26 protein-coding genes and 1 tRNA gene are annotated in these 24,576 nt (G+C 71.5%); 12 read left to right on the top strand and 15 right to left on the bottom strand.

What is annotated here, in order from left to right:
• The first annotated feature begins 21 nt into the window (after window positions 1–21).
• On the top strand, window positions 22–1,758 hold the full coding sequence (locus ELQ40_RS02205) for a glycoside hydrolase family 13 protein (RefSeq protein WP_127792203.1): 1,737 nt from the start codon (window positions 22–24) through the stop codon (window positions 1,756–1,758).
• Between the two features lie 51 nt (window positions 1,759–1,809).
• On the opposite strand, the gene ELQ40_RS02200 is transcribed toward ELQ40_RS02205, so the two are convergent.
• Window positions 1,810–2,256, bottom strand: a complete 447-nt coding sequence (locus ELQ40_RS02200) for a hypothetical protein (RefSeq protein ID WP_127792202.1) — start codon at window positions 2,254–2,256, stop codon at window positions 1,810–1,812.
• A 28-nt stretch (window positions 2,257–2,284) separates the two neighbouring features.
• On the bottom strand, window positions 2,285–3,340 hold the full coding sequence (locus ELQ40_RS18700) for a M23 family metallopeptidase (protein ID WP_164863450.1): 1,056 nt from the start codon (window positions 3,338–3,340) through the stop codon (window positions 2,285–2,287).
• 120 nt (window positions 3,341–3,460) lie between these two features.
• Here ELQ40_RS18700 and ELQ40_RS18695 point away from each other — a divergent pair, with 120 nt between their 5' ends.
• A complete protein-coding gene (locus ELQ40_RS18695; protein WP_164863449.1) occupies window positions 3,461–3,862 on the top strand; it encodes a hypothetical protein in 402 nt (133 codons plus the stop codon).
• 215 nt (window positions 3,863–4,077) lie between these two features.
• Here the strand turns inward: ELQ40_RS18695 and ELQ40_RS02190 are convergent, their stop codons facing one another.
• Window positions 4,078–4,920 carry an inositol monophosphatase family protein gene (locus tag ELQ40_RS02190; protein WP_127792200.1) on the bottom strand — a complete coding sequence of 281 codons (843 nt, stop codon included), beginning with the start codon at window positions 4,918–4,920 and terminating at the stop codon, window positions 4,078–4,080.
• A 168-nt stretch (window positions 4,921–5,088) separates the two neighbouring features.
• Here ELQ40_RS02190 and ELQ40_RS02185 point away from each other — a divergent pair, with 168 nt between their 5' ends.
• The gene (locus ELQ40_RS02185) at window positions 5,089–7,833 is read left to right on the top strand and encodes an HAD-IC family P-type ATPase (RefSeq protein WP_127795084.1); all 2,745 of its coding nucleotides are present in this window, start codon (window positions 5,089–5,091) and stop codon (window positions 7,831–7,833) included.
• A gap of 38 nt (window positions 7,834–7,871) precedes the next feature.
• The gene (locus tag ELQ40_RS02180; protein ID WP_127792199.1) at window positions 7,872–8,192 is read left to right on the top strand and encodes an ATP-dependent DNA ligase; all 321 of its coding nucleotides are present in this window, start codon (window positions 7,872–7,874) and stop codon (window positions 8,190–8,192) included.
• Between the two features lie 10 nt (window positions 8,193–8,202).
• On the opposite strand, the gene ELQ40_RS02175 is transcribed toward ELQ40_RS02180, so the two are convergent.
• Complete coding sequence (locus ELQ40_RS02175; protein ID WP_127792198.1) at window positions 8,203–8,514, bottom strand: ATP-dependent DNA ligase; 312 nt, start codon at window positions 8,512–8,514, stop codon at window positions 8,203–8,205.
• 141 nt (window positions 8,515–8,655) lie between these two features.
• Between ELQ40_RS02175 and ELQ40_RS02170 the strand changes: the two genes are divergently transcribed.
• Window positions 8,656–9,435: an EAL domain-containing protein gene (locus ELQ40_RS02170; protein ID WP_164863448.1), complete on the top strand. Its 780-nt coding sequence runs from the start codon at window positions 8,656–8,658 to the stop codon at window positions 9,433–9,435.
• 4 nt (window positions 9,436–9,439) lie between these two features.
• On the opposite strand, the gene ELQ40_RS02165 is transcribed toward ELQ40_RS02170, so the two are convergent.
• Window positions 9,440–9,706 (bottom strand): hypothetical protein, encoded by a 267-nt coding sequence (locus tag ELQ40_RS02165; RefSeq protein WP_127792196.1) that lies wholly within the window; start codon window positions 9,704–9,706, stop codon window positions 9,440–9,442.
• A 34-nt stretch (window positions 9,707–9,740) separates the two neighbouring features.
• Between ELQ40_RS02165 and ELQ40_RS02160 the strand changes: the two genes are divergently transcribed.
• A complete protein-coding gene (locus ELQ40_RS02160) occupies window positions 9,741–10,034 on the top strand; it encodes a hypothetical protein (RefSeq protein ID WP_127792195.1) in 294 nt (97 codons plus the stop codon).
• Window positions 10,035–10,042: 8 nt separating this feature from the next.
• Here the strand turns inward: ELQ40_RS02160 and ELQ40_RS02155 are convergent, their stop codons facing one another.
• The 4 genes from ELQ40_RS02155 to ELQ40_RS18690 form a co-directional block, all read right to left on the bottom strand.
• Entirely contained in the window at window positions 10,043–11,974 is a 1,932-nt protein-coding gene (locus ELQ40_RS02155; protein ID WP_240665906.1) for a diguanylate cyclase, read from the bottom strand.
• A gap of 161 nt (window positions 11,975–12,135) precedes the next feature.
• Window positions 12,136–12,220, bottom strand: a tRNA-Tyr gene (locus ELQ40_RS02150).
• A gap of 100 nt (window positions 12,221–12,320) precedes the next feature.
• Entirely contained in the window at window positions 12,321–13,049 is a 729-nt protein-coding gene (locus ELQ40_RS02145) for a PH domain-containing protein (RefSeq protein ID WP_127792194.1), read from the bottom strand.
• Between the two features lie 9 nt (window positions 13,050–13,058).
• Window positions 13,059–13,223 (bottom strand): hypothetical protein, encoded by a 165-nt coding sequence (locus tag ELQ40_RS18690; RefSeq protein ID WP_164863447.1) that lies wholly within the window; start codon window positions 13,221–13,223, stop codon window positions 13,059–13,061.
• Window positions 13,224–13,390: 167 nt separating this feature from the next.
• On the opposite strand from ELQ40_RS18690, the gene ELQ40_RS02140 reads away from it, so the two are divergent.
• Genes ELQ40_RS02140 through ELQ40_RS02125 form a run of 4 tightly spaced genes read left to right on the top strand, consistent with a single transcriptional unit; the run spans window position 13,391 to window position 16,507 of the window.
• Window positions 13,391–14,410 (top strand): LacI family DNA-binding transcriptional regulator, encoded by a 1,020-nt coding sequence (locus tag ELQ40_RS02140; protein WP_127792193.1) that lies wholly within the window; start codon window positions 13,391–13,393, stop codon window positions 14,408–14,410.
• A gap of 2 nt (window positions 14,411–14,412) precedes the next feature.
• Window positions 14,413–15,270, top strand: a complete 858-nt coding sequence (locus ELQ40_RS02135; protein WP_127792192.1) for an MOSC domain-containing protein — start codon at window positions 14,413–14,415, stop codon at window positions 15,268–15,270.
• A gap of 30 nt (window positions 15,271–15,300) precedes the next feature.
• A complete protein-coding gene (locus ELQ40_RS02130; RefSeq protein WP_127792191.1) occupies window positions 15,301–15,789 on the top strand; it encodes a YajQ family cyclic di-GMP-binding protein in 489 nt (162 codons plus the stop codon).
• 7 nt (window positions 15,790–15,796) lie between these two features.
• The gene (locus ELQ40_RS02125; RefSeq protein ID WP_127792190.1) at window positions 15,797–16,507 is read left to right on the top strand and encodes an NUDIX domain-containing protein; all 711 of its coding nucleotides are present in this window, start codon (window positions 15,797–15,799) and stop codon (window positions 16,505–16,507) included.
• Here the strand turns inward: ELQ40_RS02125 and ELQ40_RS02120 are convergent.
• Window positions 16,488–17,324 carry a GAP family protein gene (locus ELQ40_RS02120; RefSeq protein ID WP_127792189.1) on the bottom strand — a complete coding sequence of 279 codons (837 nt, stop codon included), beginning with the start codon at window positions 17,322–17,324 and terminating at the stop codon, window positions 16,488–16,490. The two genes, ELQ40_RS02125 and ELQ40_RS02120, sit on opposite strands and share 20 nt — an antisense overlap.
• 118 nt (window positions 17,325–17,442) lie before the next feature.
• Here ELQ40_RS02120 and ELQ40_RS02115 point away from each other — a divergent pair, with 118 nt between their 5' ends.
• A complete protein-coding gene (locus ELQ40_RS02115) occupies window positions 17,443–18,693 on the top strand; it encodes a sensor histidine kinase (RefSeq protein WP_127792188.1) in 1,251 nt (416 codons plus the stop codon).
• The gene (locus tag ELQ40_RS02110) at window positions 18,690–19,337 is read left to right on the top strand and encodes a response regulator transcription factor (RefSeq protein WP_127792187.1); all 648 of its coding nucleotides are present in this window, start codon (window positions 18,690–18,692) and stop codon (window positions 19,335–19,337) included. The genes ELQ40_RS02115 and ELQ40_RS02110 overlap by 4 nt, the downstream gene beginning before the upstream one ends.
• Before the next feature lie 63 nt (window positions 19,338–19,400).
• Here the strand turns inward: ELQ40_RS02110 and ELQ40_RS02105 are convergent, their stop codons facing one another.
• The 5 genes from ELQ40_RS02105 to ELQ40_RS02085 all read right to left on the bottom strand — a co-directional run bounded on the left by ELQ40_RS02105 (window position 19,401) and on the right by ELQ40_RS02085 (window position 24,540).
• Complete coding sequence (locus ELQ40_RS02105) at window positions 19,401–20,417, bottom strand: alpha/beta fold hydrolase (protein ID WP_127795082.1); 1,017 nt, start codon at window positions 20,415–20,417, stop codon at window positions 19,401–19,403.
• A 68-nt stretch (window positions 20,418–20,485) separates the two neighbouring features.
• Window positions 20,486–21,133 (bottom strand): A24 family peptidase, encoded by a 648-nt coding sequence (locus ELQ40_RS02100; protein ID WP_127792186.1) that lies wholly within the window; start codon window positions 21,131–21,133, stop codon window positions 20,486–20,488.
• A gap of 66 nt (window positions 21,134–21,199) precedes the next feature.
• Entirely contained in the window at window positions 21,200–22,579 is a 1,380-nt protein-coding gene (locus ELQ40_RS02095) for an FAD-dependent oxidoreductase (RefSeq protein WP_127792185.1), read from the bottom strand.
• A 59-nt stretch (window positions 22,580–22,638) separates the two neighbouring features.
• Entirely contained in the window at window positions 22,639–23,760 is a 1,122-nt protein-coding gene (locus ELQ40_RS02090; RefSeq protein ID WP_127792184.1) for a polyprenyl synthetase family protein, read from the bottom strand.
• 75 nt (window positions 23,761–23,835) lie between these two features.
• Entirely contained in the window at window positions 23,836–24,540 is a 705-nt protein-coding gene (locus ELQ40_RS02085) for a class I SAM-dependent methyltransferase (protein ID WP_127792183.1), read from the bottom strand.
• Window positions 24,541–24,576: the final 36 nt, after the last annotated feature.

Genomic DNA, 24,576 nt, shown 5'->3' with positions numbered 1-24,576 from the left:
GAAATACCGTATGGTTTCGGCATGACTTCGGAATGGTGGCGCACCGCCGCGATCTACCAGATCTACCCCCGCTCCTTCGCGGACGCGAACGGCGACGGCATGGGCGACCTGGCCGGCATCACGTCGCGCCTCGCCGCGCTCGAGACCCTCGGCATCGACGCCATCTGGCTCTCGCCGTTCTACACGTCGCCGCAGAAGGACGCCGGCTACGACGTCGCGGACTACTGCGACGTCGACCCGCGGTTCGGTTCGCTCGCCGACTTCGACGCGATGGTCGCCGAGGCGCACGCCCGCGGCATCCGGGTCATCGTCGACCTGGTCCCCAACCACTCCTCCGACCAGCACGCCTGGTTCCAGGAGGCGCTCGCGGCCGCACCCGGCAGCGCGGCTCGCGGGCGCTACATGTTCCGCGACGGCCGGGGCGAGCACGGCGAGCTCGCGCCGAACAACTGGGACTCCGTCTTCGGCGGGCCCGCCTGGACGCGCGTCGTCGAACCCGACGGCACGCCCGGCCAGTGGTACCTGCACCTCTTCGACAGCTCGCAGCCCGACTTCGACTGGACGAACGAGGAGGTGCGCGAGGAGTTCCGGCGCATCCTGCGCTTCTGGCTCGACCGCGGCGTCGACGGGTTCCGCGTCGACGTGGCGCACGGCCTCATCAAGGCCGACGGACTGCCCGACTGGACCCCCGCCGAGGGCGCCGGCAGCATGGGCGGCGCCGGCGGTGCGACCGGCGATTCCCCCGTCTCCCACGACACGCTCGGAACGGATGCCTCGGGCGTCGCGCTCGAGCCCGCGATCAGCGAGGAGAACGGCGACGGCGCACCCTTCTGGGCGCAGGAGGGCGTGCACGAGATCTACCGCGACTGGCGGCTGCTGCTCGACGAGTACGACGGCGAGCGCATCCTCGCCGCCGAGGCCTGGGTCGACCCGCTCGCGAAGGTCGCGAAGTGGGTGCGCCCCGACGAGATGCACCAGTCGTTCAACTTCGCCTACCTCGAGACGCCGTGGAACGCGGCCGCACTCCACGCCGTGATCGACCAGTCGCTCGACGCGTTCGGATCGGTCGGCGCGCCGTCGACCTGGGTCCTCTCGAACCACGACGTGGTCCGCCACGCCACCCGCCTGTCGGTCACCGCCGACAACCCGCAGGGACACGGGCTCGGGCCGCGCTCGCTCGGCCTCCCGGAGTACGAGCCCGGCCTCCGCCGCGCCCGCGCCGCGACGGCGCTCATGCTCGCCCTCCCCGGCTCGGTGTACCTCTACCAGGGTGAGGAGCTCGGCCTGCCCGAGGTCATCGACCTGCCAGACGACGCCCGACAGGATCCGACCTGGTTCCGCACGAACGGCGAGCGCTACGGGCGAGACGGATGCCGCGTGCCGCTGCCCTGGGAGGCCGACGCGCCCTCGTACGGCTTCGGGCCGACCGATGGGTCGTGGCTCCCGCAGCCCGACCAGTGGCGCGAGCTCGCCCGCGACCGCCAGCAGGGCGTCGCGGGGTCGACGCTGTCGCTCTACCAGGACGCGTTGCGGCTGCGCCGCGAGCACGACCTCGGGGCCGGCTCCGGTTCCGGTCCGCTCGAGTGGGTCGACCTCGGACTCGGCACCGATGTGCTCGCGTTCCGCAACGGCCCCGTCACCGTCGTCGCGAACACCGGGACCGAGCCCGTCGCGCTGCCCGCCGGCGACGTGGCGCTCGCATCGGACCCGCTCGACGGCGACCTCCTCCCCGCCGACACGACCGTCTGGCTGGCCTGACGACCCGCGTGCCGGGTGTCGGCGCGCTCGGCGCAGGCGTCCGGCGAGCCGTCACTCGGCCGGCGGCGTGAGGTCCACGCCACGGGCCGAGGCCAGCGCACGGAGCTTCTCGACGTCGTCGACCTGGATGCAGGCCGTGGCGCGCAGATCGGTGTCGACGGCGCGGAGGAGGTAGTAGGCGCTGCTGTCGGTGAGGAGTTCACCGTCGGCGTCGAAGAATCTCCAGCGGACGCGAACCAGGACGAGGTTCCCGGTGAGGTGGTGCTCGTCGACGACGTCGTAGCCCACCGACGCCAGACCGAGCTTCCGGTAGAGCGGGTAGGACTGCTTCAGGCCCTCGATCATCTCGGACCGGGATATGAGGACGCCGGAGAACCGATCGTCTGCGATCATTCCGGGCATCGTCCACAGGTCGGCGGCGGCTTCGGCGTCGAGGTTCGTGAGCGTGTCGGCGTAGCGGGCGAGGTAGTCGACGATCCTGTCGTGGTCGATGCTCATGCCACGACGATACGGCGACGCCGCAGCGTCAGTTCGTGTTGTCGTAGAGCCACTCGAGCGGGTCGACCCACTCGCCGTTCATCCCGCCGATGCGGATCTCGAAGTGCAGGTGCGGGCCGGTCGACATGCCGGTGCTGCCGGTCTTGCCGAGGACGTCGCCGACTTCGACCGTGTCGCCGATCTGGAACCGCCGCGAGTCGTACTGCATGTGCGCGTAGACGCTGGTGATCTTCTCGCCGTCGATCTCGTGGTCGATCATCATCACGACGCCGAGCGACCCGCCCGAGTCCGTCGACTCGACGACCACGCCGTCGGCGATCGACTGGATCTCGGCGCCGTACCCCGGGTTGAAGTCCTGGCCGTGGTGATCCGACGAGCAGCCCGCGCAGTCCCGGTACCCGAACCGGTCGCCGATCGTGACGCCGACCGCGAACGGCCACTGGATCGTGCCGAGCGGGTTGTTCGTGAACGTCGCGGCCGGACGGATGCCGGCTGCCGCGGCGTATTCGGCGATCGACTGGTGCTGGTACCCCTCGCGGGCGACCTGCGGGGAGGCGATGAGGTCGCCCTCGACCGAGACCACCTGCGAACCGCCGTCGCGCTGGCTCGCCGCGGCGAGTGCGAGCGCCTGGACGTCGTCGGCGGTGAGCAGCGACAGCGCCGGGACCGAGGTCGCCAGCGCGAGCGTCGCGGCGAAACCCATCGCGACGACGGCACGGAGCGCGCGCCCCTTGCGCCGACGGGGCGTCGCGACGGACGCGGGCTGCGGCTGGGTGAGGGCGGATGTCGCGCGATCGGACTCCTGCCCGGAAACCGTCCGCCGCGTCACCGGCCGCGAGCGCGAAGGTTCGGGAGCGGGCGACTCGGATGCCGCGGCTCGCGCACGGCGCGTCGGATGCTGCGGCGCGGCGTCGGCGGCGCGGTCGGCCCCGCTGTGCAACGTCAGCGCAGGTTGATTCGCGGCGGCTCCGAGGAGGGCAGCGAAGTCGGCGGAGGACTCGGCGATCGACTGGTGCGGTGCTCGCGGCACGGACGGCTGCGCCTGCTGAGCCGGCTGCGGCCGGCGCAGCTGCGGCTGTGCCACAGACTGAGGCTGCTGCGACTGGTTCGTCGGGCGTGGCTGCTGCGACTGGTGCGTCGGGCGTGGCTGCGGTGCCGGCTGCGGCTGCGGTGCCGGTGCGGACTCCGGTTGCCGCATGGGTGCTTGCTGCGCCTGCGGCGCCTGCATCGGGCGTGGCTGCTCGGGGGCCAGCGGCGCCTGCATCGGTCGCGCCTGCTGCACGGGTGCCTGCTGCGCCTGCGACGGTCGCGCCTGCGGCTCGTCCGTCGCGGGTCCCGCCGAACGACGGCCCCTGGCCGGCGGAGCCGGCTCCTGGACGACCGGCGCCTGGCGGACCACCGGCGCCTGCTGAACGACCGGCTGGACGACCTGCGGCTGAACGACCTGCGGCTGACCGCCGTGAGCGTTCCCGGCAAGCAACGCCTCGAATCCGCCGGCCTGCGGCGCTCCGGCCCCCTGCTGGCCGCCGGCCGCGCGCGCCTCGCGCTCCCGAAGTTCGCGTCGCGTCAGGGGTCGCCCAGCAGCATGCTGGGTGCCTGGCGTTGAACCGTCGGGCACGAGGGGGGACTCGGGCACGTGGGGGACCTTCGGCGTAGGGGAACGGACCGGTGAGGAGGTGAGCATCACGACGCTACGCCGAGATAACGGATCGGTAAAGCGTACCCCGAGGCATCCGTTCTCGCCACGCGACACCGACGGATCGCTCATCCGAGCAGCGCCTCGGCGACGGATCGCGTCGCCGCCGGCGGCGCTGCCGGAGGTCAGGCCCGCAGGCCCGCGGCACGCAGCGCGGCGCAGAGGTCCGGGTGCAGGTCCGGGCCCGCTGCGACGAGTAGTGCGGAGCCCTCGGATCCGCCGTCGATGCCGGATACCTGCGCACCGGCCTCGCGGGCGATCAGCGCGCCGGCGGCGTGGTCCCACGCGTTCAGGCCGACCTCGTAGTGGGCGTCGAGCCTGCCTGCGGCGAGCGCGCACAGGTCGAGCGCGGCGGATCCGATCCGGCGGATGTCACGGACCTCGGGCAGCAGCGCCGCGACGACCGCGGCCTGTTCGCGACGCCGTTCGACGGAGTACCCGAATCCGGTGCCGACGAGTGCGTGCGAGAGGGGCACGCCGGCGTTGACGGCCAGTTCCCGGACGCTGCCGTCGGTCGAGGTGACGCGCGCCCCACCGGCCGCTGATGCCTCGAACACCTCGCCCGAGACCGGATTGACGACCACCCCCGCGAGGGCGGTCCAGGCGTCGGGGGTCGGCGGCCCGGACACGACGGCGATGCTGACCGCCCACGCCGGGATGCCGTAGAGGAAGTTGACGGTGCCGTCGATGGGGTCGACGACCCAGGTGACCCCGCTGGCGCCGACGCGCGCGGCATCCTCCTCACCGACGATGCCGTCGTCGGGGCGCGCCTCGAGGATCGCGTCGCGGATGAGCGCCTCGGTGTCGCGGTCGGCCGCGGTGACGATGTCGGTCGGCGTCGACTTGGTCGCCGCCACCTCCACGCCGGCGCGGCGAGCGTCGAGCGCCGAGCCGGCGGCGCGGATCGCGATGCTGCGGGCGAGGTCGAGCAGGTCGGTGGGCACGGGCACGGATGCTTCGGCGGTCATGGCCCCACGCTACGCGCGTGCGCCGCGTGCCGGTTCGACGGGGGCGGGCGCACGGCCGAACGTCGGGCGAATCCCGCGCGGCACTTCCCCCGCCACGGCGCAGTCGAGAGACTGGGACGGGTGGACGCGAAGGGGGTGGCGTCGATGGGCGCTGGGTCGGGTGAGGAGATGCGGGCGGCGGGACCTGCGACCGTGCAGGATGCGCGGCAGCACGCCGGCGACGGCCTGGGCGTCGACCGGCCGTACGCGCTCGAATCCGACCGCGTGGCCGAGCTCCTCGGCACGGAACCGGCGGGGCTCACGGGGGCCGAGGCATCCGCTCGTCTCGCGGTGGCCGGACCCAACCTGCTGCCGGAGCCGAAACGCAAGCCGGCGATCGTCCGATTCCTGGCGCATTTCAACGACACGCTGATCTACATCCTGCTCGGCGCCGCGGCGATCAAGGCGGTGATGGCGGACTGGCTCGACTTCTGGGTCATCCTCGCGGTGACGATCATCAACGCCGTCATCGGATACCTCCAGGAGGGGCGTGCCGAGAAAGCGCTCGCGGGCATCCGCGGGATGCTGTCGGCCGATGCCAGCGTGCGCCGCGATGGCGCCTGGGCGACCGTTCCGGCGGCGGACCTCGTGCCGGGCGACGTGGTCCGGCTGATGCCCGGCGACAAGGTTCCCGCCGACGTTCGCCTGATCCAGTCGTTCCAGCTCCGCATCGACGAGTCGGCCCTGACCGGCGAGTCCGTGCCGGCCTCGAAGGACGTCGAGCCCGTCGCATCGGACGCGGGCATCGGCGACCGCGCCTCGATGGCGTTCTCCGGCACGATCGTGTCCGCCGGGCAGGGGCGCGGCATCGTGACCGGCACGGGCATCGCGACCGAGATCGGCAAGATCCAGAGCCTCGTCGGCGAGGCGGGTTCGCTGGATACTCCCCTGACGAAGCAACTGGATGCCTTCGGCCGGGTGCTGACCCTGGTGATCCTCGGCATGGCCGTGGTGATGCTGCTGATCGGGCGGTTCCTGCACGGCATGCCGTTCGCCGACCTGATCTCCGCGGCGATCGGGTTCGCGGTCGCCGCGATCCCCGAGGGCCTGCCGGCGCTCGTCACGATCACGCTCGCGATCGGGGTGCAGCAGATGGCGAAGCGCAACGCCATCACCCGCAAGCTCACCGCGGTCGAGGCGCTCGGGTCGGTGACGACGGTGTGCTCCGACAAGACCGGCACCCTCACGAAGAACGAGATGACGGTGCGCAGCGTGGTCACGGGTGTCCGCTCGTACGCGGTGGCCGGCATCGGCTACGAGCCGAACGGGGCGATCACGGTCGCCACGGCGGGCGAGACGGCATCGGATGCCGCACCGGCGACGCATCCGGACCTCGCCGCGATACTCGCGGTCGCGACCCTCTGCAATGACGCGCACATCGTGCAGGACGACGCCGGCCACTGGTCGCTCGTCGGCGAGCCGACCGAGGGCGCGCTCAAGGTCGTCGCGATGAAGGGCGGCGTGAAGTCCGCGAGCACGCGCGTCGACGTGGTCCCATTCGACTCGGCGAACAAGTTCATGGCGACGCTCAACGACGCCGGGGACGGCGCGCGGGCCATCCTCGTGAAGGGGGCGCCCGACCGCCTGCTCGAGCGATCGCTCACGCAGCGCGGGCGCGACGGTGCAGAACCCCTGGACGCGGTGCGATGGGAGGAGCGCGTCGCCGAACTCAGTGGGCAGGGCCTTCGCGTGCTCGCCGCGGCTCGCAAGCCGGTCCGCCCCGACACGGCCACCGTCGCGATCGAGGATCTGCAGGACCTCGAGTTCCTCGGCCTGTGGGGCATCGTCGACCCGCCGCGACCCGAGGCGATCGAGGCGATCGCCGACTGCCACGCGGCGCACGTGGACGTCAAGATGATCACCGGCGACCACGGCGGCACGGCGCTCGCGATCGCCCGCGAGATGGGCATCGTGGATGCCTCCGCCGCAGGCGACGTGCGCGTGCTCGCCGGGACCGAGCTCGAGCAGATGAGCCAGGAACAGCTCAAGGAGGTCGTGCGGGATGTCCACGTGTATGCGCGGACGAGCCCCGAGCACAAGATCCGCATCGTTCGGGCCCTGCAATCGCACGACGAGGTCGTGGCGATGACGGGCGACGGCGTCAACGACGCTCCCGCGCTCACTCGCGCCGACGTCGGCATCGCGATGGGCATCAAGGGCACCGAGGCGACCAAGGAGGCCGCCGAGATCGTGCTCGCCGACGACAACTTCGCGACCATCCGCTCGGCGATCCGCGAAGGGCGTCGGATCTACGACAACCTGCGGAAGTCGGTCGTCTTCCTGCTGCCCACGAACGGTGCGCAGTCGCTGGTCATCCTCGTCGCGGTACTGTTCGGCCTGACCCTCCCGCTCACGCCGGTGCAGGTGCTCTGGGTGAACATGGTCACGGCGATCACGCTCTCGCTCGCGCTCGCCTACGAACCCGCGGAACGTGGGATCATGTCGCGGCCGCCGAGGAAGCCCGGCGGGTCGATCATCAGCCTCCGCGAGCTCGGCTTCGTGCTCGCCGTCTCGGTGCTCATCGGCGGCGCGGCGATCGGGTTGTTCTACGCCCAACTCGCCGCCGGGGTCGACCTGGACTACGCGCGCACCCAGACGGTGCTGATGCTGACCCTCGGGCAGCTCGCGTACCTCTTCAACTGCCGGTTCCTGAACCGGTCGAGCCTCACGATCGACGTGTTCCGGGGCAACCCGATGGTGTGGTGGTCGAGTCTCGCGCTGCTCGCCCTGCAACTCGTCTACACCTACGTCCCGTTCATGCAGACGCTCTTCGAGGCCGAGCCGCTGGCGCCGCAGTCGTGGGTCGTCCCGGCGCTGCTCGCGATCGCGATCTTCCTCGCGGTGGAGGGGCTCAAGGCGCTTCGGCGCCGCTGACGCGCGTTCGGCCGCGGCCGACATGGCATGCTGATGCGGTGGGCATCCTGACCTATCGCTTCATCCGGACCGTGCAGATCGAGGACCGGCCGCTCGCGCACCTCCGCAGCGTCATCCTCGCGAAGCTGCGGCGGGGCGAGTCGTTCGCGTTCTCGTGGGAGACGCCGGTCGAGCAGGGCAGCGGGCGCAACTCGATCTGGCTCTCGCCGGACATCCCGATCGTGTTCGAGTTCTTCGACGGCCGCGACATCGCCCTCGACCCGGCGTGGATCCGCGCGCTGACGAAGGCGGCCAACTCCCCCGGCGGGCTCGTGCTCGTGCCGGAGCCCGGCACGGAGGACGCACCCGACGCGAACTGAGCGCGGCGGATCAGCCTTCGGCGTCCGGAGGCTCGGGAACGATGGTCAGCCCGCCCGCCGAGTTCGCCGACCGCGACAGCACGCCGACCCAGGCCTGGTTCAGGCGCGGCGCCCGCCCGCCGAAGTACTCGAACGCGACCGGGATCGACGGCGCGAGCCACACCGAGGTGCGCCCGAACCCGCTGCCCGACGAGGACTCGGTCCAGGTGAACGCGAACGGCTCGCCGCGACGCAGCTTCGCCCAGATCACGGCCTGCAGGTGCGCGAGCACCCGGTCGTCGAACGAGACGACCAGCTTGGAGTCATAGGTGAGAGTGCCCATCACGGGAAGGATATCGGCTTCGCGCGTGCTGGGCCGTCGACTCGACACGCCGACTCACCTGACCGGTCGCGGAGCATACACCCCGAATCTGAGATGAAGCGAGGTTTGCCAGCGGGACTTGACACGGGGGATTCTGGAGCGATGCAGGGGCGGAATCCGAACCACACGCCGACCGGGGGCACCAGGGAACTGCGGCGTGCCGTGCGCCGCGGAGAGTTGGTTCCCTACTTCCAACCGGAGTACGACCTGAACTCGGGCCGCCCGGTCGCGGTCGAGGCCCTGTGCCGCTGGCAACACCCCGACCGCGGCATGATCATGCCCGATCGGTTCATCCCGCTCGCGGAGCGGGCCGGTCTCATCGGCGAACTCGGCCGGGTGATCCTCGAGCAGTCCGGCCGCAGACTGGTCGAATGGCGCCGAAAGGGCGTTCGGGTCGGACTCGCCGTCAACGTGTCACCGACCGAGCTCCGTCCCGAGTTCGCGCGCGCGGTGCTCGACCTCGTTCGCCGGCTCGGACTGCCACGGGGCACGGTCACGGCCGAGATCACCGAGACTCCGGCGCTCACGGACTCGTGCGAGGAGCACGAGGCCATGCAGGCGCTCATCGACGGCGGCGTCGGGGTCTCCATCGACGACTTCGGAGCCGGTTTCACGTCGGTCGAGGGGCTGCGCAACATCCCGTTCACCGAGGTCAAGATCGACCGCTCGCTCATGCGCGACGACCGGCCCGAGACCGACGCGCTCGTCGCGACCTGCGTCGAGATCGCGCACGGCCGTGACGCGCTGGTCGTCGCCGAGGGCGTCGAGACCGCCGAAGACCTCGAACGGGCTCGCGCGTGGGGATGCGACCGCGCGCAGGGCTTCTACTTCTCCCCGGCGGTGACCGCCGAGGAGCTCGAGCCCGTGCTCACCATGGCCTGACGGCCTACAGGTTGAAGTCGTCGTCGGCGCTGCCGCCGGATTTCTCGTCGCTCCGGTCGCCGATGTCGCCGCCGACATCGATCTGCGACCAGGTCACCGGCATGCCCGGCGAGAACAGGATGTCGATCCCCGGACCGCCGCGCAGCGGCGGGATGTTCACGTATCCGCCGCCCTGGCGGATCGCGTCGAGGATCTGCGTCTTGAGTTCGGTCACGGGGTCCGGCAGGAAGTAGTCACGGCCGTCCACGGTCAAGCGATGCACGAGGGTCACCGTTTCAGGCTACCGCCCAACTAGGATCGATCCGATGGGACACCTGCATTACGGCTCGCCTCCGGCCTCCTTCGAGCTCCCCGACCGCACGCTCGCGCACGTGGAATTCGTCGTGCTCGCGAAGCTCCGGCGCAAGGAGAGCTTCGCGCTCTCCGTCGAGTCCGAGGGCGGAGGACGTCAGCAGGTGTGGATCAACCCCGCCGCGACGCTGCGCTTCGAGTTCGACGGGGCGGTGTCCGACATCAACCGGCTCTGGCTCGAGGAGCTCATCGACTCGGCGAACGGGGCATCCGGCATGCGCATCGTGCCGGAGCCGAAGGCCGGTTGAGCTCGCCGCTACAGCGAGATGCGGTTGCGCCCCGCGTGCTTCGCCCGGTACATCGCGGCATCGGCGGCCTCGAGCAGGCCGATCCGCGGTGACCCGGGAGCCGCGATCACGACACCGCACGAGGCGGTGACGGTCAGCAGCACCCGACCCGCGACGATCGGCATCGCGATCGCCTGGACCATGCGGTCGGCGATCGCCTCGACGTCCTCGCCGATCACGCCGTCGAGCAGCACGACGAACTCGTCGCCGCCGAGGCGCACCACGTCGTCCTGCTCGCGCGAGTGCGCCGCCAGGCGGTTCGCGACCTCGAGGATCACCGCGTCGCCGACGTCGTGGCCGTGCTGGTCGTTGACCCCCTTGAAGTCGTCGAGGTCGACGAAGAGCAGCGCCTTGCCGGCTTCGCCGACGGGCCCGCGCGTCGCGAGGCGCTCCACCAGGTAGCGGCGGTTGTACAGGCCGGTGAGCGCGTCGCGCATCGCGAGCTCGGCCAACTGGGCTTCGGCGCGACGCTGCAATGCGACCTCGAGCTCGCGCCCGAGCTCGCCGGCCTCGTCGAACGCCGTGCCCCACGGCTCGCTGCGGTCTCGGACGGTGTACCGCCATGCCGCGAACGAGGTGCGCGGCGACAGGCCGCCCGCCGGCCGGTGCGCCGGACCGGGATCGCCGAGCCAGCCGATCTCGCGCGCGACCTCCACCCGGAAGAAGACCAGCATGTCGCCGCTCTCGACCAGCGGCACGACCAGCAGGCCGGCCACTCCCGGGAGCAGGTCGGCGATGTCGGGGCGGTCGGTGGTCAGGCACTCCGACACGAACGCCCCGCCGCCGAGGCGCTCGACCGCGCGGAGGACCGCGCCGAGCGGCGGCACTTCCCCGGCCGATCGGGCCGTTCCGCCGACGCGCACGATGACGCCGTCGGCCGGGACGAGGTCGCGGACGGTCTCGGAACCCGACAGCAGCGCCGAGTGGATGTCGTCCGAGCCGTAGAGCGGAGCCAGCAGCCGGGCCCGGCGCTCGCGGACCTCGACGACGTGCCGAAGGCGCGAGATCTCGCGCATCGAGGCGAGCTGCAGCGAGATCTGCTGGGCGAGCACCTCGAGCGCGCGGCGAAGCAGCACGGGGAGCCGGCGCTCGGTGCGGTGCGCGCACGTGATCATGCCGACCAGGCGGCCGTCCTCGACGATCGAGAGCGAGAAGGTCGAGGCCTGACCCATGTTGCGCATGTACTGGAGGTGGTACGGCGAGACGCTGCGCAGCTCGGCGTTCGACAGGTCGATCGACCTCGGGTCGTCGGCCAGCGACAGCAGCGGGATGCCGCGATCCGACGTGCTGGCGATCATCCGGCCGACCTTGGAGATGTAGAGCGCACGCGCCTGCAGGGGGATGTCGGACGCGGGGAAGTGCAGCCCGAGGTAGGGCTCGAGGTCGTCGGCCCGGTCGTCGGCGACCACCTCGCCGTGCCCGTCCTCGTGGAAGTGGTAGACCATCACGCGGTCGAAGCCGGTGATCTCGCGGATCTCCGCGGCGGCCATCTGCCGGAGTTCGTCGGCCGTGCTCATGGTCGCCACGCGCATGATGGCGCCGACGACCGCGGTGCGCGCGTACTCCTCGCCGTCGGGAACGGGCTCGATCTCCACGATGGTGAGGCCGTCGGCACGGTGCACGATCGCGTCCGACTCGAGTCCCTCCCACGTGATGCGGACCGGGTCGATCGAGCGTCCGGTGCGCACCGCGTATTCGAGCTCGTCGTTGCCGACGTCGAGCACCGGATGCCCGAGCCAGTGCTCGGCATTCTCGCTCACGACCGAGATGAGCCCGGTGGCGTCCACGCCCAGCAGGGTGCCGTGCGCCTGGATCGACCCGGGCGTGCGAATGGGCTCCTTCGCGCATTCGTCGAGTCGCCGCAGTTCGTCGGGGTCGAGTGCGAGTTCGGCCGGGTCCACGGTTGCTCCGTCTGCCGGTGAGGTTGGGGGGTACCGGTCGCTCAAGCGTACGCGGACGAGCCGATATTTTCCCCTGAACGGGGGAACTGGTCCGAGAACCCGTCCGATCCGGGGCATCCGACCGCTGCGAACGCGAAAAGCCCCGGCGAACCGGGGCTTCATGGTGGCGAGTGAGGGATTCGAACCCCCGAATGCAATGCAGTCTGATTTACAGTCAGATCCCTTTGGCCGCTTGGGTAACTCGCCATCGCACCCGACCGAGTTCTGCACACAACCGGGGGCTGAACAAGGATACCCGCCCACCCTCGAACCGCGAAATCAGCCCGAGGTGGTCGGGGCGGCGGGTCTAGCGCCCGTCCTGCGTCGGGATCGGCTGCGTCCACGAGTCGCGCTCGACGGTGTCGACGCGGGTGGGGTCGCCGATGATCCGGTCGAACTGGAGGGTCTCGTTCGTGCCCGTGCCGTCATCGTCGTCCTGCTCCTGACCGCCGTATCCGACATCGAGCGGTTGCGTTCCTGTCGTCGACGGCGCCGGCTGAACAGCCTCCGAGCCGTACCCGCCCGAGCGCTGACCTGCCGGCCCGCGCAGGCCCGCCTGCTGGATGACCCGCTGGATCGTGAGCCCGCGCTCGTCGGGGTCGCCGACGTACAGGATGTCGCGCAGGCCCTGGTCCTGCGCCGCGGATTCGAAGACGAAGTGCCCGTATCCGAGGATCCGGCCGATGAGCGGCTTGCGCACCGAGATGTCGAGGATGCGCGAGATCGGCATGGTCGCGATGTGCTGCGACAGGATGCCGTGCACCCGGAACACGCGCATGTTCGTGATGACGAACCGGTCCATGCGCACATCGAGGATGCGCCACGACGCGTGGAGGAGGATGAGCGGCGCCGCGAGCAGGGGCAGGAAGTACAGCTCCTTCGGGAGCACGAGGATGAGCAGCAGCACCGGGATCACGAGCAGCAGTTCGAGGAACGGCTTGATCATCGCCGTCCAGTGCTTCTCGACCTCGTCGATGATCACCTCGCCGTGGTCGGCGATGAGGTGCTTCTGCACCTTCGGGTCGATGAGGCTCATCGGCCCGGCTCAGCTGGCGAGCGAACTGAAGAACCGGCCGATCGACGAGACCGCGTTCCACACCGCATCGACCGCGGCCTGCACGGCGTTCGCCGCGTCCTCGGGCCGGGTGACGAGGTAGAACAGGGCGAACACGACCACGAGCGCGACGACGATGCGCTTGACCCACTTCACGCGAGCTCTCCTTCTCTGACGGTGCGGGCGGGCGAGCCGCACCCCCCCGACAGGCAAGCCCCGAGCGCCCATTCTTACCGCATCGCCCCCGTTCCGGGGACATGCCACGCGGGGCGGGCGTGTTCCCGAGGTCCTGCGACTCGCCGAACGCTAGGATTTCGGTGATCATGGCGGGCATCGAAGAGGTGGCACGACTGGCGGGTGTGTCGACCGCCACGGTGTCCCGCGCGCTCTCCGGGCGCGGCCACGTCTCCCCCGCGTCGAAGGCGAAGGTCGAGGAGGCCGCGGCTCGCCTGGGCTACGTCGTCTCGTCGAACGCGTCGAGCCTGGCGTCGGGACGGACCCGCAACGTCGGCGTCGTGATCCCGTTCCTGAACCGCTGGTACTTCTCGTCGGTGCTCGAGGGTGCCCAGCAGGCGCTGCTCCGGCGCGGCTACGACCTCACCCTCTACAACCTCTCGGGCGATGGGCAGGAGCGCGCGAGCGTGTTCGAGCACTTCCTGCTGCGGCAGCGCGTCGACGCCGTCCTCGCCGTGTCGCTCGAACTCACGGAGTCCGAGGTGCGGCGACTGCACGACCTCGGCAAGCCGCTCGTCGGCGTGGGCGGGCCGATCCCCGGCGTGCACACGCTGACGATCGACGACGTCGCGGTCGCGCGACTGGCGACCGAGCACCTCCTGGCGCTCGGGCACCGTCGCATCGCGCACATCGGCGGCGACCTCGAGTTCGACCTCGACTTCCACCTGCCCACGAGTCGCCGACTGGGCTACGAGGCCGCCCTCGGCGACGCGGGCATCGAGGTCGAGCCTCGGTACTTCGCCCCGGCGGACTTCACGGTCCGCGGCGGCTACCACGCCGCGAAGCAGCTGCTCGGCGCGCCGCATGGCCGCCCGACGGCGATCTTCGCGGCATCCGACGAGATGGCGATGGGTACGATCCTCGCCGCCCGCGACCTCGGGCTCGACGTGCCGCGCGACCTGTCGGTCGTGGGCATCGACGACCACGACCTGTCGGACTTCTTCGGATTGACGACGGTCGCCCAGTTCCCGCGCGGCCAGGGCGAGCACGCCGTCGCGCTGCTCATGGACGAACTCGAACCCGGCCGAGGCGTGCCCGAGCCCGACGACATCGCCCTCCCGTTCGAGCTCCGCGTGCGCTCGTCGACCGCCACGCCGCCGCAGGACTGAGCATGCGGCTCACCCGGATCCGGATCCACCCGGTCAAGTCGTTCGCGGGCGCCGATCACACCTCCGCCCGGGTGCTGCCGTGGGGCCTCGAGGGAGACCGCCGCTGGGCCGTCGTGGACGCCGACGGCGCGCTCGTGACCGCGCGCGAGGCGCACGGCCTGCTCGGTCTCACCGCCGAGCCCGTCGCCGGCGGCCTCGTGCTCGGCGAGCGCGAACGCCCGGGCGATTCGCCGCCTCGCGTCGAGGCCCCGACGGATGCCGCCCCGGTGCCGGTGACGCAGTCCCGGCAGGGCACCGCCCTGCCGGCGGGGCCCGGCGCCGACACGTGGCTGAGCGAGCGCATCGGCCGGCCGCTGCGGCTGGTGTGGCAGCCCGACCCGACCGTGCGCACCGTGAAGCCCGAACTGGGCGGGCTGCCCGGCGATCGGGTGACCCTCGCCGACGCGGCGCCGCTGCTGCTCGCCAGCGAGGCATCCGTCGCGAAGCTGAACGAGCTCGCGCTGCAGGATGCGATCGATCGCGGCGAGACGGATGCCCCTCCCCTGGTCGTCGAGCGCTTCCGCCCGAATCTCGTCATCGACGGCGACCCGCGAGCGCCGTTCGCCGAGGAGACGTGGGAGCTGGTCCGCATCGGCGGTGTCCGGTTCCGGGTCCTCGGCCCGTGCGACCGGTGCGTGATGACGACCATCGACCCGGAGACGCTCGAGACCGGCAAGGAGCCGATACGCACCCTTGCACGGCATCGCCGCCGCGACGGCAAGACCTGGTTCGGCATCTGGCTGGTGCCCGAGCTCGAGGCATCCGACGTCGACGTCCTGGACGTGGGCGACCCGGTCGAGGTGCTGCGGGAGTCCGCGTGAGAGTCCCGCCCGCTCGGTAGACTGGCCCGCATGGCAGATTCGACGTTCGACATCGTCAGCAAGGTCGACAAGATGGAGGCCGACAACGCGGTCAACCAGGCGCGAAAGGAGATCGAGCAGCGCTACGACTTCAAGGGCGTCGGCGCCTCGGTCGAGTGGAGCGGCGAGAAGATCCTGCTCCGGGCGAGCTCCGAGGAGCGGGTCAAGGCGGTGCTCGACGTCGTGCAGTCGAAGTTCATCAAGCGCGGCATCACGCTGAAGAGCCTCGACGCGGGTGAGCCGTACGCGTCGGGCAAGGAGTTCCGCATCGAGATCGCCCTGAAGAACGGCATCGACCAGAAGAACGCCAAGGAGATCGGCAAGATCCTTCGTGAAGAGGCGCCGAAGACGGTCAAGAGCCAGATCCAGGGCGACGAGCTGCGCGTCTCGTCGAAGAGCCGCGACGACCTGCAGGAGGCGATCCGCATCCTGAAGGCCGCCGACCTCGAGATCGACCTCCAGTTCGTCAACTTCCGCTGATCCGCGCGTGAGCGAGCAGGGCTCCGGCGGATCGGGCCCAGAGGAGCGGACGCCGCAGCCCGGAGTGGACGTGCCCGATCGGCGCGGGCGCACCGGGCTGGACCGGGTCGGCCGCGACCTCGACCGCAATCCCGACGTCGTGGTGCGCGACGTTCGCGTCCTGACGTCCAACTGGTACGTCACCAGGGCGACCACGTTCGACTACCGTCACGCCGACGGGCGGTGGACCACCGAGGAACGCGAGACCTACGACCGCGGCGACGGCGCGACGATCCTGCTCTACGACGCGGATGCCCGAACCGTCGTGCTCACCCGGCAGTTCCGGTTCCCGGCCTACGTGAACGAGCACCCCGACGGCATGCTCATCGAGTCGGCTGCAGGGCTGCTCGACGACGACGACCCGGAGACGGCCATCCGCCGGGAGGCCGAGGAGGAGACCGGGCTCTCGGTCGGCGAGGTCGAGCACGTCTTCGACGTCTACATGAGCCCGGGGTCGGTCACCGAACGATTGCACTTCTTCGCCGCTCCGTACGAACGCGGCTCGATCGCCGATGGGGCGCGGGCGGGTCTGGCCGCCGAGGGCGAGGACATCGAGGTGCTCGAACTCGACCTCGACGACGCCCTCGACCGGATCGGCCGCGACATCGTCGACGCGAAGACGATCATGCTGCTCCAGTGGGCGGTGCTGCGCGGGCCGTTCAGCCCAGTTCGTCGCTGATCGCGTCGATCACGTCGAACAGCCCGAGCGCGGTGACCGCGTCGCGGAACAGCAGGAACCCGACGATGCCGACGATCCACGCAGTCGTCTCGCCCGAGGTGCGCTGCAACCACGCCGCGAACCGCTGCAGGCCGGGCTCCACGAACCGACGCGCGACCACGCGCACGGCGAGCAGCACGAGCGCCGGCACGATCATCACCGCGCAGTAGGCCGCGAGCACCCACAGCCAGGTGGCGGCGGGCAGGCCGGCGCTCGTGATCAACCCGACCGCCCCGAGGTAGGGCAGCATGGTCGCCGCCTCGATCAGCCCGGCGCCGAGGGCGACCGCGACGACCGTGATCGCCGGTCCGTCGCCGAGCAGGATCCCGCGCCAGCGCGCGAGGCGGCCGATGCGAGCGGTGGTGTCGACGGCGACGGATGCCTCACCGACGACCTCGCGGGACCCGTCTGCCCGTTCGGCACCCCGGTCTCGCGCGACGTCGTTCGCCGCCCCGGTGCCTCCGCCGTCGCCCTTCGGCTTGCGTCCGATGAAGAAGCTGCCGATCAGCAGGCCGGCCCCCAGCACGAGCTGCAGCCAGCGCGCGACGGGCGACTCGAACCACCTCGCCGCACCCTCGACGATCGCGCCCGCGCCCGCCGTGAGCGCGACGCCGAGGACGAAGTAGAACCCGGCGATCGTGCCGAGGTAGAGCAGCATCCGGCCGACGCGGACGCGACCCGGCGCGATGAGCAGGAACAGCGGGATCAGCAGCGTGCCGATGCTGAGGCTGTCGACCAGCGCGAGCGCGCCGAGGGTCAGGGCCAATTCCGGGGTCATGTTCCGAGCCTGACCGGCATCGCGTGCGGGCGCGTCGGGCGAAGGACGTCCGAGGGGTGCGCCCGCCTGCATCCTTCGGATGACCCGCCGTCTCGCGGGCTGTGCTGGGATGAGGAGCATGGAGTTCCCCCGCGGCTTCGTCGCACGGTCGAAGGCGGTGTACGCCGGGCATCCCGAGGTGTACTCCGCGGCCGCGACCGTCGGCGTGGGCGCCGTGCTGCTCGCCCTCGACCTGCCACCGATCTGGACGTCGACCGCCCTGACCGACCCGGCTTCGATCCCGGACGGGTGGCGGTACGCGATCCTCGCCGCGGGATTCGTGGTCATGCTGGGGCGGCGACGGCATCCGATGATCGCCCTCACGGCCGGCACCACGCTGTTCGCCGCCGACCTCGCGATCGGCGGCACCCTGGGCATGCTGTTCGTGTTCTTCGACCTGATCTACTCGGCCGCGTTCTGGGCGTCGGCACGAGCGCGGGGCATCCTGTTCTGGCTCATCGTCGCGGCCACGTTGGCGAGCGCGGTGCTGCCGTGGGCCCTGGGACTCGGCGCACAGCTGGCGGTGCTGCTGGCGATCCAGGCGTTCGCGGTCCTCGCGACGCCGTACTGGTGGGCGTCGGCGGTGCGCCGCGGCCGGGAGCTCGCGGCGAGCGAGGCCGCCCGCGCCGACGACGCGCAGCGGCTCGCCGCCGTCGAACGCGAGCGGGCCGTACGCGCCGAGCGAGCCCGCATGGCGCAGGACCTGCACGACGTGATCGCGGGCAACCTCGCCGCGATCGCCATCACCTCGGAGGCCTCGCTGGCACGAAGCGCCTATGCAGCCCGCGATCGCGCCGCGCTCGTCGCCGTGCGCGAGGCGAGCGTGGCGGGCCTCGAGCAGATGCGGTCGATGATCGTGCTGCTGCGCACGGGTGACGAGGGGCGGTCGGCACCGCCCCGGCTGGCCGACCTCGATGAGCTCGTCGCCGCGGTCGAGATCGAGGTGTCGGTCGTCGGCGCCCCGCCCGCCCTGCCGACCGCCGTCGACCAGGCCGCCGCACGCATCGTAGTCGAGAGCCTGCGCAACGCAGCGAAGCATCGGCCCGGGGCTGCGGTCGAGCTCTCGTTCGCGGTCGACGGCGACGACGTCGTCGTGCAGGTCAGGTCGTCGGGCGGGCGCGCAGTGCGCGCGGTCGGCACCGGGCACGGCGTGCCGATGATGCGCGACCGCGCCGAGGGCGTCGGCGGCACGCTCACCGCGGGGCCGGTGCCCGCCGTGACACCCGCCGAGGCGACGGGTGCCGTTCCGGGTGCGTCGACGGCAGGGGGTCCCGCCTCCGTCCTCGAGGATTGGCTCGTGACCGCGCGACTGCCCAGGAGGACCGGATGAACGTGCGCGTGCTCATCGCCGACGACCACGCGGCGATCCGGGCAGGCCTGCGAAGCCTGCTCGACGGCGACGGCATCGAGGTCGTCGGCGAGGCCGCCGACGGCGCATCCGCCGTGCGGAACGCGCGTGCCCTACGCCCCGACGTGGTGCTGATGGACATCCGGATGCCCGGCACCGACGGCATCTCGGCGACTCGCGAGATCGTCGCCGATCGCACCGCGCAGGTGCTCGTGCTGACTGCCTTCGACCTCGACGAGGACGTGCTCGGGGCCGTGCGGGCCGGCGCCGCCGGGTTCCTGTTGAAGACCGCGACGGCCGAACAGTTGCGCGGCGCCGTGCAGGCGGTCGCCCGCGGCGAGGGCGCGCTCGCACCCGAGGTCACCCGGCGGGTGCTCGCCGAGCTCGCGACCGGCGGCGGCGAGCGCAAACCGCCTCAGCCGCCGGCCGGCCTCGACGACCTCACCCCGCGCGAACTCGAAGTGCTGCGCGCCCTCGGCCGCGGGCTCTCGAACGCCGAACTCGCCGCCGAGCTGTCGATCAGCGAGCCGACGGCCAAGACCCACGTGTCGCGCATCCTCGCGAAGCTCGACGCCGCCAGCCGCATGCAGCTCGCCGTGATCGCCCGCGAGGCCGGCCTCGCCTGAGCTGGGGTTCGCAGTCGGTCGGCGGGCGCCGCTCGACAGCGAGGCCATTCGACAGCGAGGCCATCAGCGGCGCGGGGTGTACCCGCGCAGCCAGCGGTCGATCGCGGCGTACGCGGCCTCCCGCGCAGCGGGCCGCGACAGCACGACGTCGTGCAGGGCGCCGTCGATGCGGGCGACCGCGACCTCGCGCCCGAGGCGCAGCGAGCGTTCGGCGATCTCGTCGACGACCAGCACGCCGTCGCTCTCGCGCATCGCCTCGCTCCATTGCGCCTGCAAGGTCGACCTGGTGGAGAGCAGCGTGAGCACGGGGCATCCGACGTCGACGCCCGCCTCGATCGTCGCGTGCCCGCGCAGGATGGCCGTCAACCAAGCCGGATGCACCGGGAACCCGCGGTCGGGCCGCCACGCGTGGTCGTACTCCCACTCGCCCCCCTCGCCGGCCGCGACCGCGCGCGTGTAGAAGCCGAAGTCGACGTTGGGAAGCGTCGCACCGGGATTCAGCTGCGCCCCCCAGCCGACGACCGGCGCGAGCGCCTGCCGGCCGAGGCGGCTCAGCTGGAACTCGAGCCATGGGCTGTTCAGCACGAGCGCCGACGCGAGTCCCGGGTGCCTCGCCGCCCACAGGCTCAGCGTGAGCCCGCCGGTCGAGTGGCCCATGAGGATGAGCGGGCGCCGTGCAGCTCCCGTGGGGTGCTCGCCCGGGGCATCCGACGTGCGTCCCATCGCGGCGAGCGCCGCCGCGATGTCGGCGTCGTAGTCGTCGAGGTTCGTGATGTACCCGGGCGTCTGCCCGTCGCGGAGGCTGCGACCGTACTTGCGCAGGTCGAGCGCGTGGAAACGCGCACCGAGGCCCGCCCAGCGCTCGGCGAGCTCGCGGTTGAAGAAGTAGTCGCTCCATCCGTGCACGTACAGCACGTCGGCGCCCGCGGCAGGACCGCGGTCGAGTCGCCACCGGAACGGCGGCCGGTACCGCACGAGGGTCGCGACGACCTCACCCTCGGCATCCTCGCCGAGCGGCAGCGTCCGCTGCTCGAACCGATCCCCGAGGATGTCGGGGCGCCACCCGCCGGACTCGCCCACGGTGCCCACGGTGCCTCCCCTCGCCGTCCGGCCAGCCTAGCTATGGCCATGGCTCGGCCGGCAGTGATTCAGCCGAGGAGGAGCATGGCGCCCAGCGCACCCGCGAGCATCGACGGCCCGAACGGGATCGATCCCCGCAGGCCCACGCGACGGGTGGCGAGCGCCACGACCGCGACCACGCCGCCGATCGCGAACGCGCCGATGAGCCCCACGACCCAGGCCGTGATGCCGAACCAGCCGAGCAGCATCCCGATGACCCCGGCGAGCTTCACGTCGCCCATGCCCATGGCCGAGGGCGCGATGAGGGCGAGCAGCAGGTATGCGGCGAACATCGCAGCGCCGCCGAGCACGGCGCTGAGGAACGACATCCACTCGCCCGAGAACGCCGCCGCGACGACGAGGAGGAGACCGGTGCCGACGCCGGCAGCCGCCACCACGCGGTTCGGCAGCCGCTGCTCGGCGAGGTCCACGATGGCGAGCACGACTCCCGCGGCGGTGAAGGCGAGCAGCGCGGGCAGCACCGGCTCGACGCCCTGCCGCCACACGACGACGCCCCACACGATCGAGGTCGACACCGCGGCGACGACGCGGATGCCCCGAATCGGCAATCCCTCGCGCCGGAGCAGGCTCGACCGCACCCACGCCGCGAGTGGCCACCATCCGATCACGCCGCCGACGAGTGCCGCGATCAGCACGGTGAGCGTCGTGGCGGGCATGCTCGCACCCTAGTGCCGAGCCGTCTCGGCGCGCGGCCCGTCATGCACAGCGGGCGGGTGGTGGGCTCAGACCTCGCCGCGCGAGATCCCGACCATGTCGTCGCGCGGCACGACCTTGATGCGCACGCGCCCCTCGCCCGAACCGAGCTCGAGCTCGTGCTGGTCCAGCCGGTGCCAGCCGTCGAGGTCGGTCCACCTGATGCCGCGCGAGTCGAGCAACTCGACCACCGACTCCTCCGACGGCGAGGCGGGGTTCCACCAGTTGCCGAGGTCGTTGATGAGGTGCTTGACCGTCTCCATCGCGTCGGACTTGGTGTGGCCGATGAGCCCGACGGGCCCGCGCTTGATCCACCCGGTCGCGTAGACGCCGTAGAGCTGTCGTGCCTCGCCGGTCTCGGGATCACGGGTGAGCACCTGGCCCTCGTGGTTCGGAATCACCCCGAACTTCTCGTCGTAGGGCACGCCGGGCAGCGGCGACCCGAAGTACCCGACCGCCCGGTACACCGCCTGGATCGGCAGCTCGCGGATCTCGCCGGTTCCCCGAACGCCGCCCTCGCCGTCGGGCGCGGTGCGCTCCCAGCGGATCGCGCCGACGCGGCCGTTCCCGTCGTCCACGACCTCGAGCGGTTTCGCGTAGAAGTGCAGGTGGAGGCGGCGGGATGCCTCGCCGACCTCGCGCTGCCGCCACTGCTGGAGCACCTTGTCGATGACGAAGACCTGCTTGTTGCCCGCGACGGCCGCCCGTGCGGCGTCGTCGTAGTCGAAGTCCTCGTCGTAGACGATCATGTCGACGTCGCGCAGCTCTCCGAGTTCACGCAGTTCGAGCGGCGTGAACTTCACCGAGGTCGGCCCCCGACGGCCGAAGACGTGCACGTCCGTCACGGGCGAGGCCTTCAGGATCTCGGCGACGTTGTCGGGGATCTCGGTGACCATCAGGTCTTCGGCGTGCTTGGCGAGGATGCGCGACACGTCGAGCGCGACGTTGCCGTTGCCGATGACGGCGACCTCCTTCGCCTCGAGCGGCCACGTGCGCGGCACGTCGGGGTGCCCGTCGAACCAGCTCACGAAGTCGGCGGCGCCGTACGAGCCCTCGAGGTCGATGCCCGGGATGCGCAGGTCCGCATCATGCACCGCCCCGGTCGCGAAGATCACGGCGTGGTAGTGGTGCTTCAGGTCGTCGAGCGTGAGGTCCTCGCCGAACCGGACGTTGCCGAAGATCCGGATGTCGCCCCGGTCGAGCACCTCGCGGAGCGCCGTGATGATGCCCTTGATCCGAGGGTGGTCGGGCGCGACGCCGTATCGCACGAGACCGTACGGTGCGGGCAGGTGATCGAACAGGTCGATCGAGACGTCGAAGTTGCGCTCGGCCTTCAGCAGGATGTCGGCGGCGTAGATGCCGGCGGGGCCGGCCCCGACGATCGCCAGGCGGAGCTTGTTCCTCGTCACGTGGTCGGCCTCCTCGATGATGGCGGTGGACGGTATCGGCGGTCGGTCGGTGCCCGGGGTCAGCTGGACCGCTCGACGACGGTGTCGGCGAAGCGGGTCAGCGCCTTCTTGACGGAGCCCTCGGGCAGCGGGTCGAGGGCCGCGACGGCGTCGCGCGCCCAGCGGTGCGCCTCGTCGAGCGTGGCACGGGTCACCGCGTGGTCGCGGAGCTCGGCGACGATCGCGTCGACGCTCGCCTTCGACGGCACGGCACGGGCCGCCTGCGTGTTCGTGTCGAGCGGATCGAACCCGGTGTCGGGCTCCTGCGGCATCACGTCGCGCTCGATGCGCGCGAGCAACCCGGCGGCCGAGGCATCCGTCTTCGCCGCCTCGCGCAGCCGGAGCAGCGGCAGCGTGACGACCCCGGCGCGCAGGTCGGTGCCGGGAACCTTGCCGGTCTCCGCAGGGCTCGGCGACAGGTCGATGACGTCGTCGATGAGCTGGAATGCCACGCCGATGCGCTCGCCGAACGCGACGATCGGCGCCTCGAGCGCAGGGTCGGCGTTCGAGAAGATGACGCCGGACTGCGCCGCCGCGGCGATGAGCGACCCCGTCTTGTCGGCGAGCACCTGGATGTAGTGGTCGATCGGGTCGTCCTCGGGTCGCGGCCCGACGGTCTCGTGCAACTGTCCGAGCACGAGCCGCTCGAAGGTGTCGGCCTGCATGCGGATCGCCCGCTCCCCGAGGCGGGCCATCAGCTGGCTGGCCCGCGCGAACAGCAGGTCGCCCGTGAGGATCGCGACCGAGTTGCCCCACACCGTCTGCGCGCTGGGAACCCCGCGTCGACGCTCGGACTCGTCCATCACGTCGTCGTGGTACAGGCTCGCGAGGTGCGTGATCTCGATCGCCTCGGCGGCCGTGACGACCTCGTCGGTCACGCCGTCGCCCAACTGCGCGGCGAGCAGGGTGAGCATCGGGCGGACGCGCTTGCCGCCCGCGTCGAACAGGTAGCGCGAGGGTGCCGCGGCGATCGGGTCGGCGTGGGCGACCTCGCGCACGAGGCCGGCCTCGACCCGCTCCAGCCCCTCGTCGATCGCCGCGACCATGGCACGGTCGGAGGCGGATGCGAAAATGCGCTCGCTGAGCCCCAGGTTGGCGGCGAGCGAGGAGCCGCGACGAACGACCGGGAGGCTCGGATTCACGTCCACCAGCCTACCCGTGCCGATTCGCGCGGACGACGCACGACGACGAGCGCCGGCGTACGACCGGATTCCCGGTCAGGGGGCCTTTCGAGCCCGGTGCAGCGCCACGACGCCGAGGGTGAGGTCGCGCCATGCGACCGCCGTCCACCCCGCCTCGCGGATCCATGCCGCGAGTTGGCGCTGCGCGGGCCAGGCGTTGATCGACTCGTTGAGGTACTCGTAGGCCGTGTCGTTCGAGCTGGAGAGTCGCACGAGCGGCGGCATCACGTACCGCTGGTACAGGTCGTACCCCGTCCGCGCGACCGGCGACTGCGGGTGCGAGAACTCGCAGATCACGAGGCGCCCGCCGGGCTTCGTGACGCGCAGGAACTCGGCCAGCGCGCGCTTGGGCTCGTGCACGTTGCGCAGGCCGAACGAGATGGTGACGGCGTCGAACTGCCCGTCGTCGAACGGCAGCGCGGTCGCGTCGGCCTCGACGAACACGAGGTTCGGCACGTGCGCCTGTCGCTGACGACCGACCTCGATCATGCCGGGCGAGAAGTCGGCGGCGACGACGGATGCCCCGGAGCGCGCGAGGCTGGCGCTGGAGGTGCCGGTGCCGGCGGCGACGTCGAGGATCCGCTCGCCGGGCTTCGGGTCGACCGCGCGTGTCGTAGCGATGCGCCAGAGCGGCGCGTTGCCGACCGACAGCACCGTGTTCGTGCGGTCGTAGCCGGCGGCGACGCGATCGAACATCGCCGACACCTGCGACGGGTCCTTGCCGAGGTCTGCGCGGGTCATCCCTCGATTCTACGTTCGCGCCGCAGGTGGCGCCCT

Origin of the sequence: Agromyces sp. LHK192 (assembly GCF_004006235.1) — a bacterium.
Classification (GTDB): domain Bacteria; phylum Actinomycetota; class Actinomycetes; order Actinomycetales; family Microbacteriaceae; genus Agromyces.
Note: the sequence above shows the minus strand (reverse complement) of the source record. Positions and strands in the feature narration are given on the sequence as shown.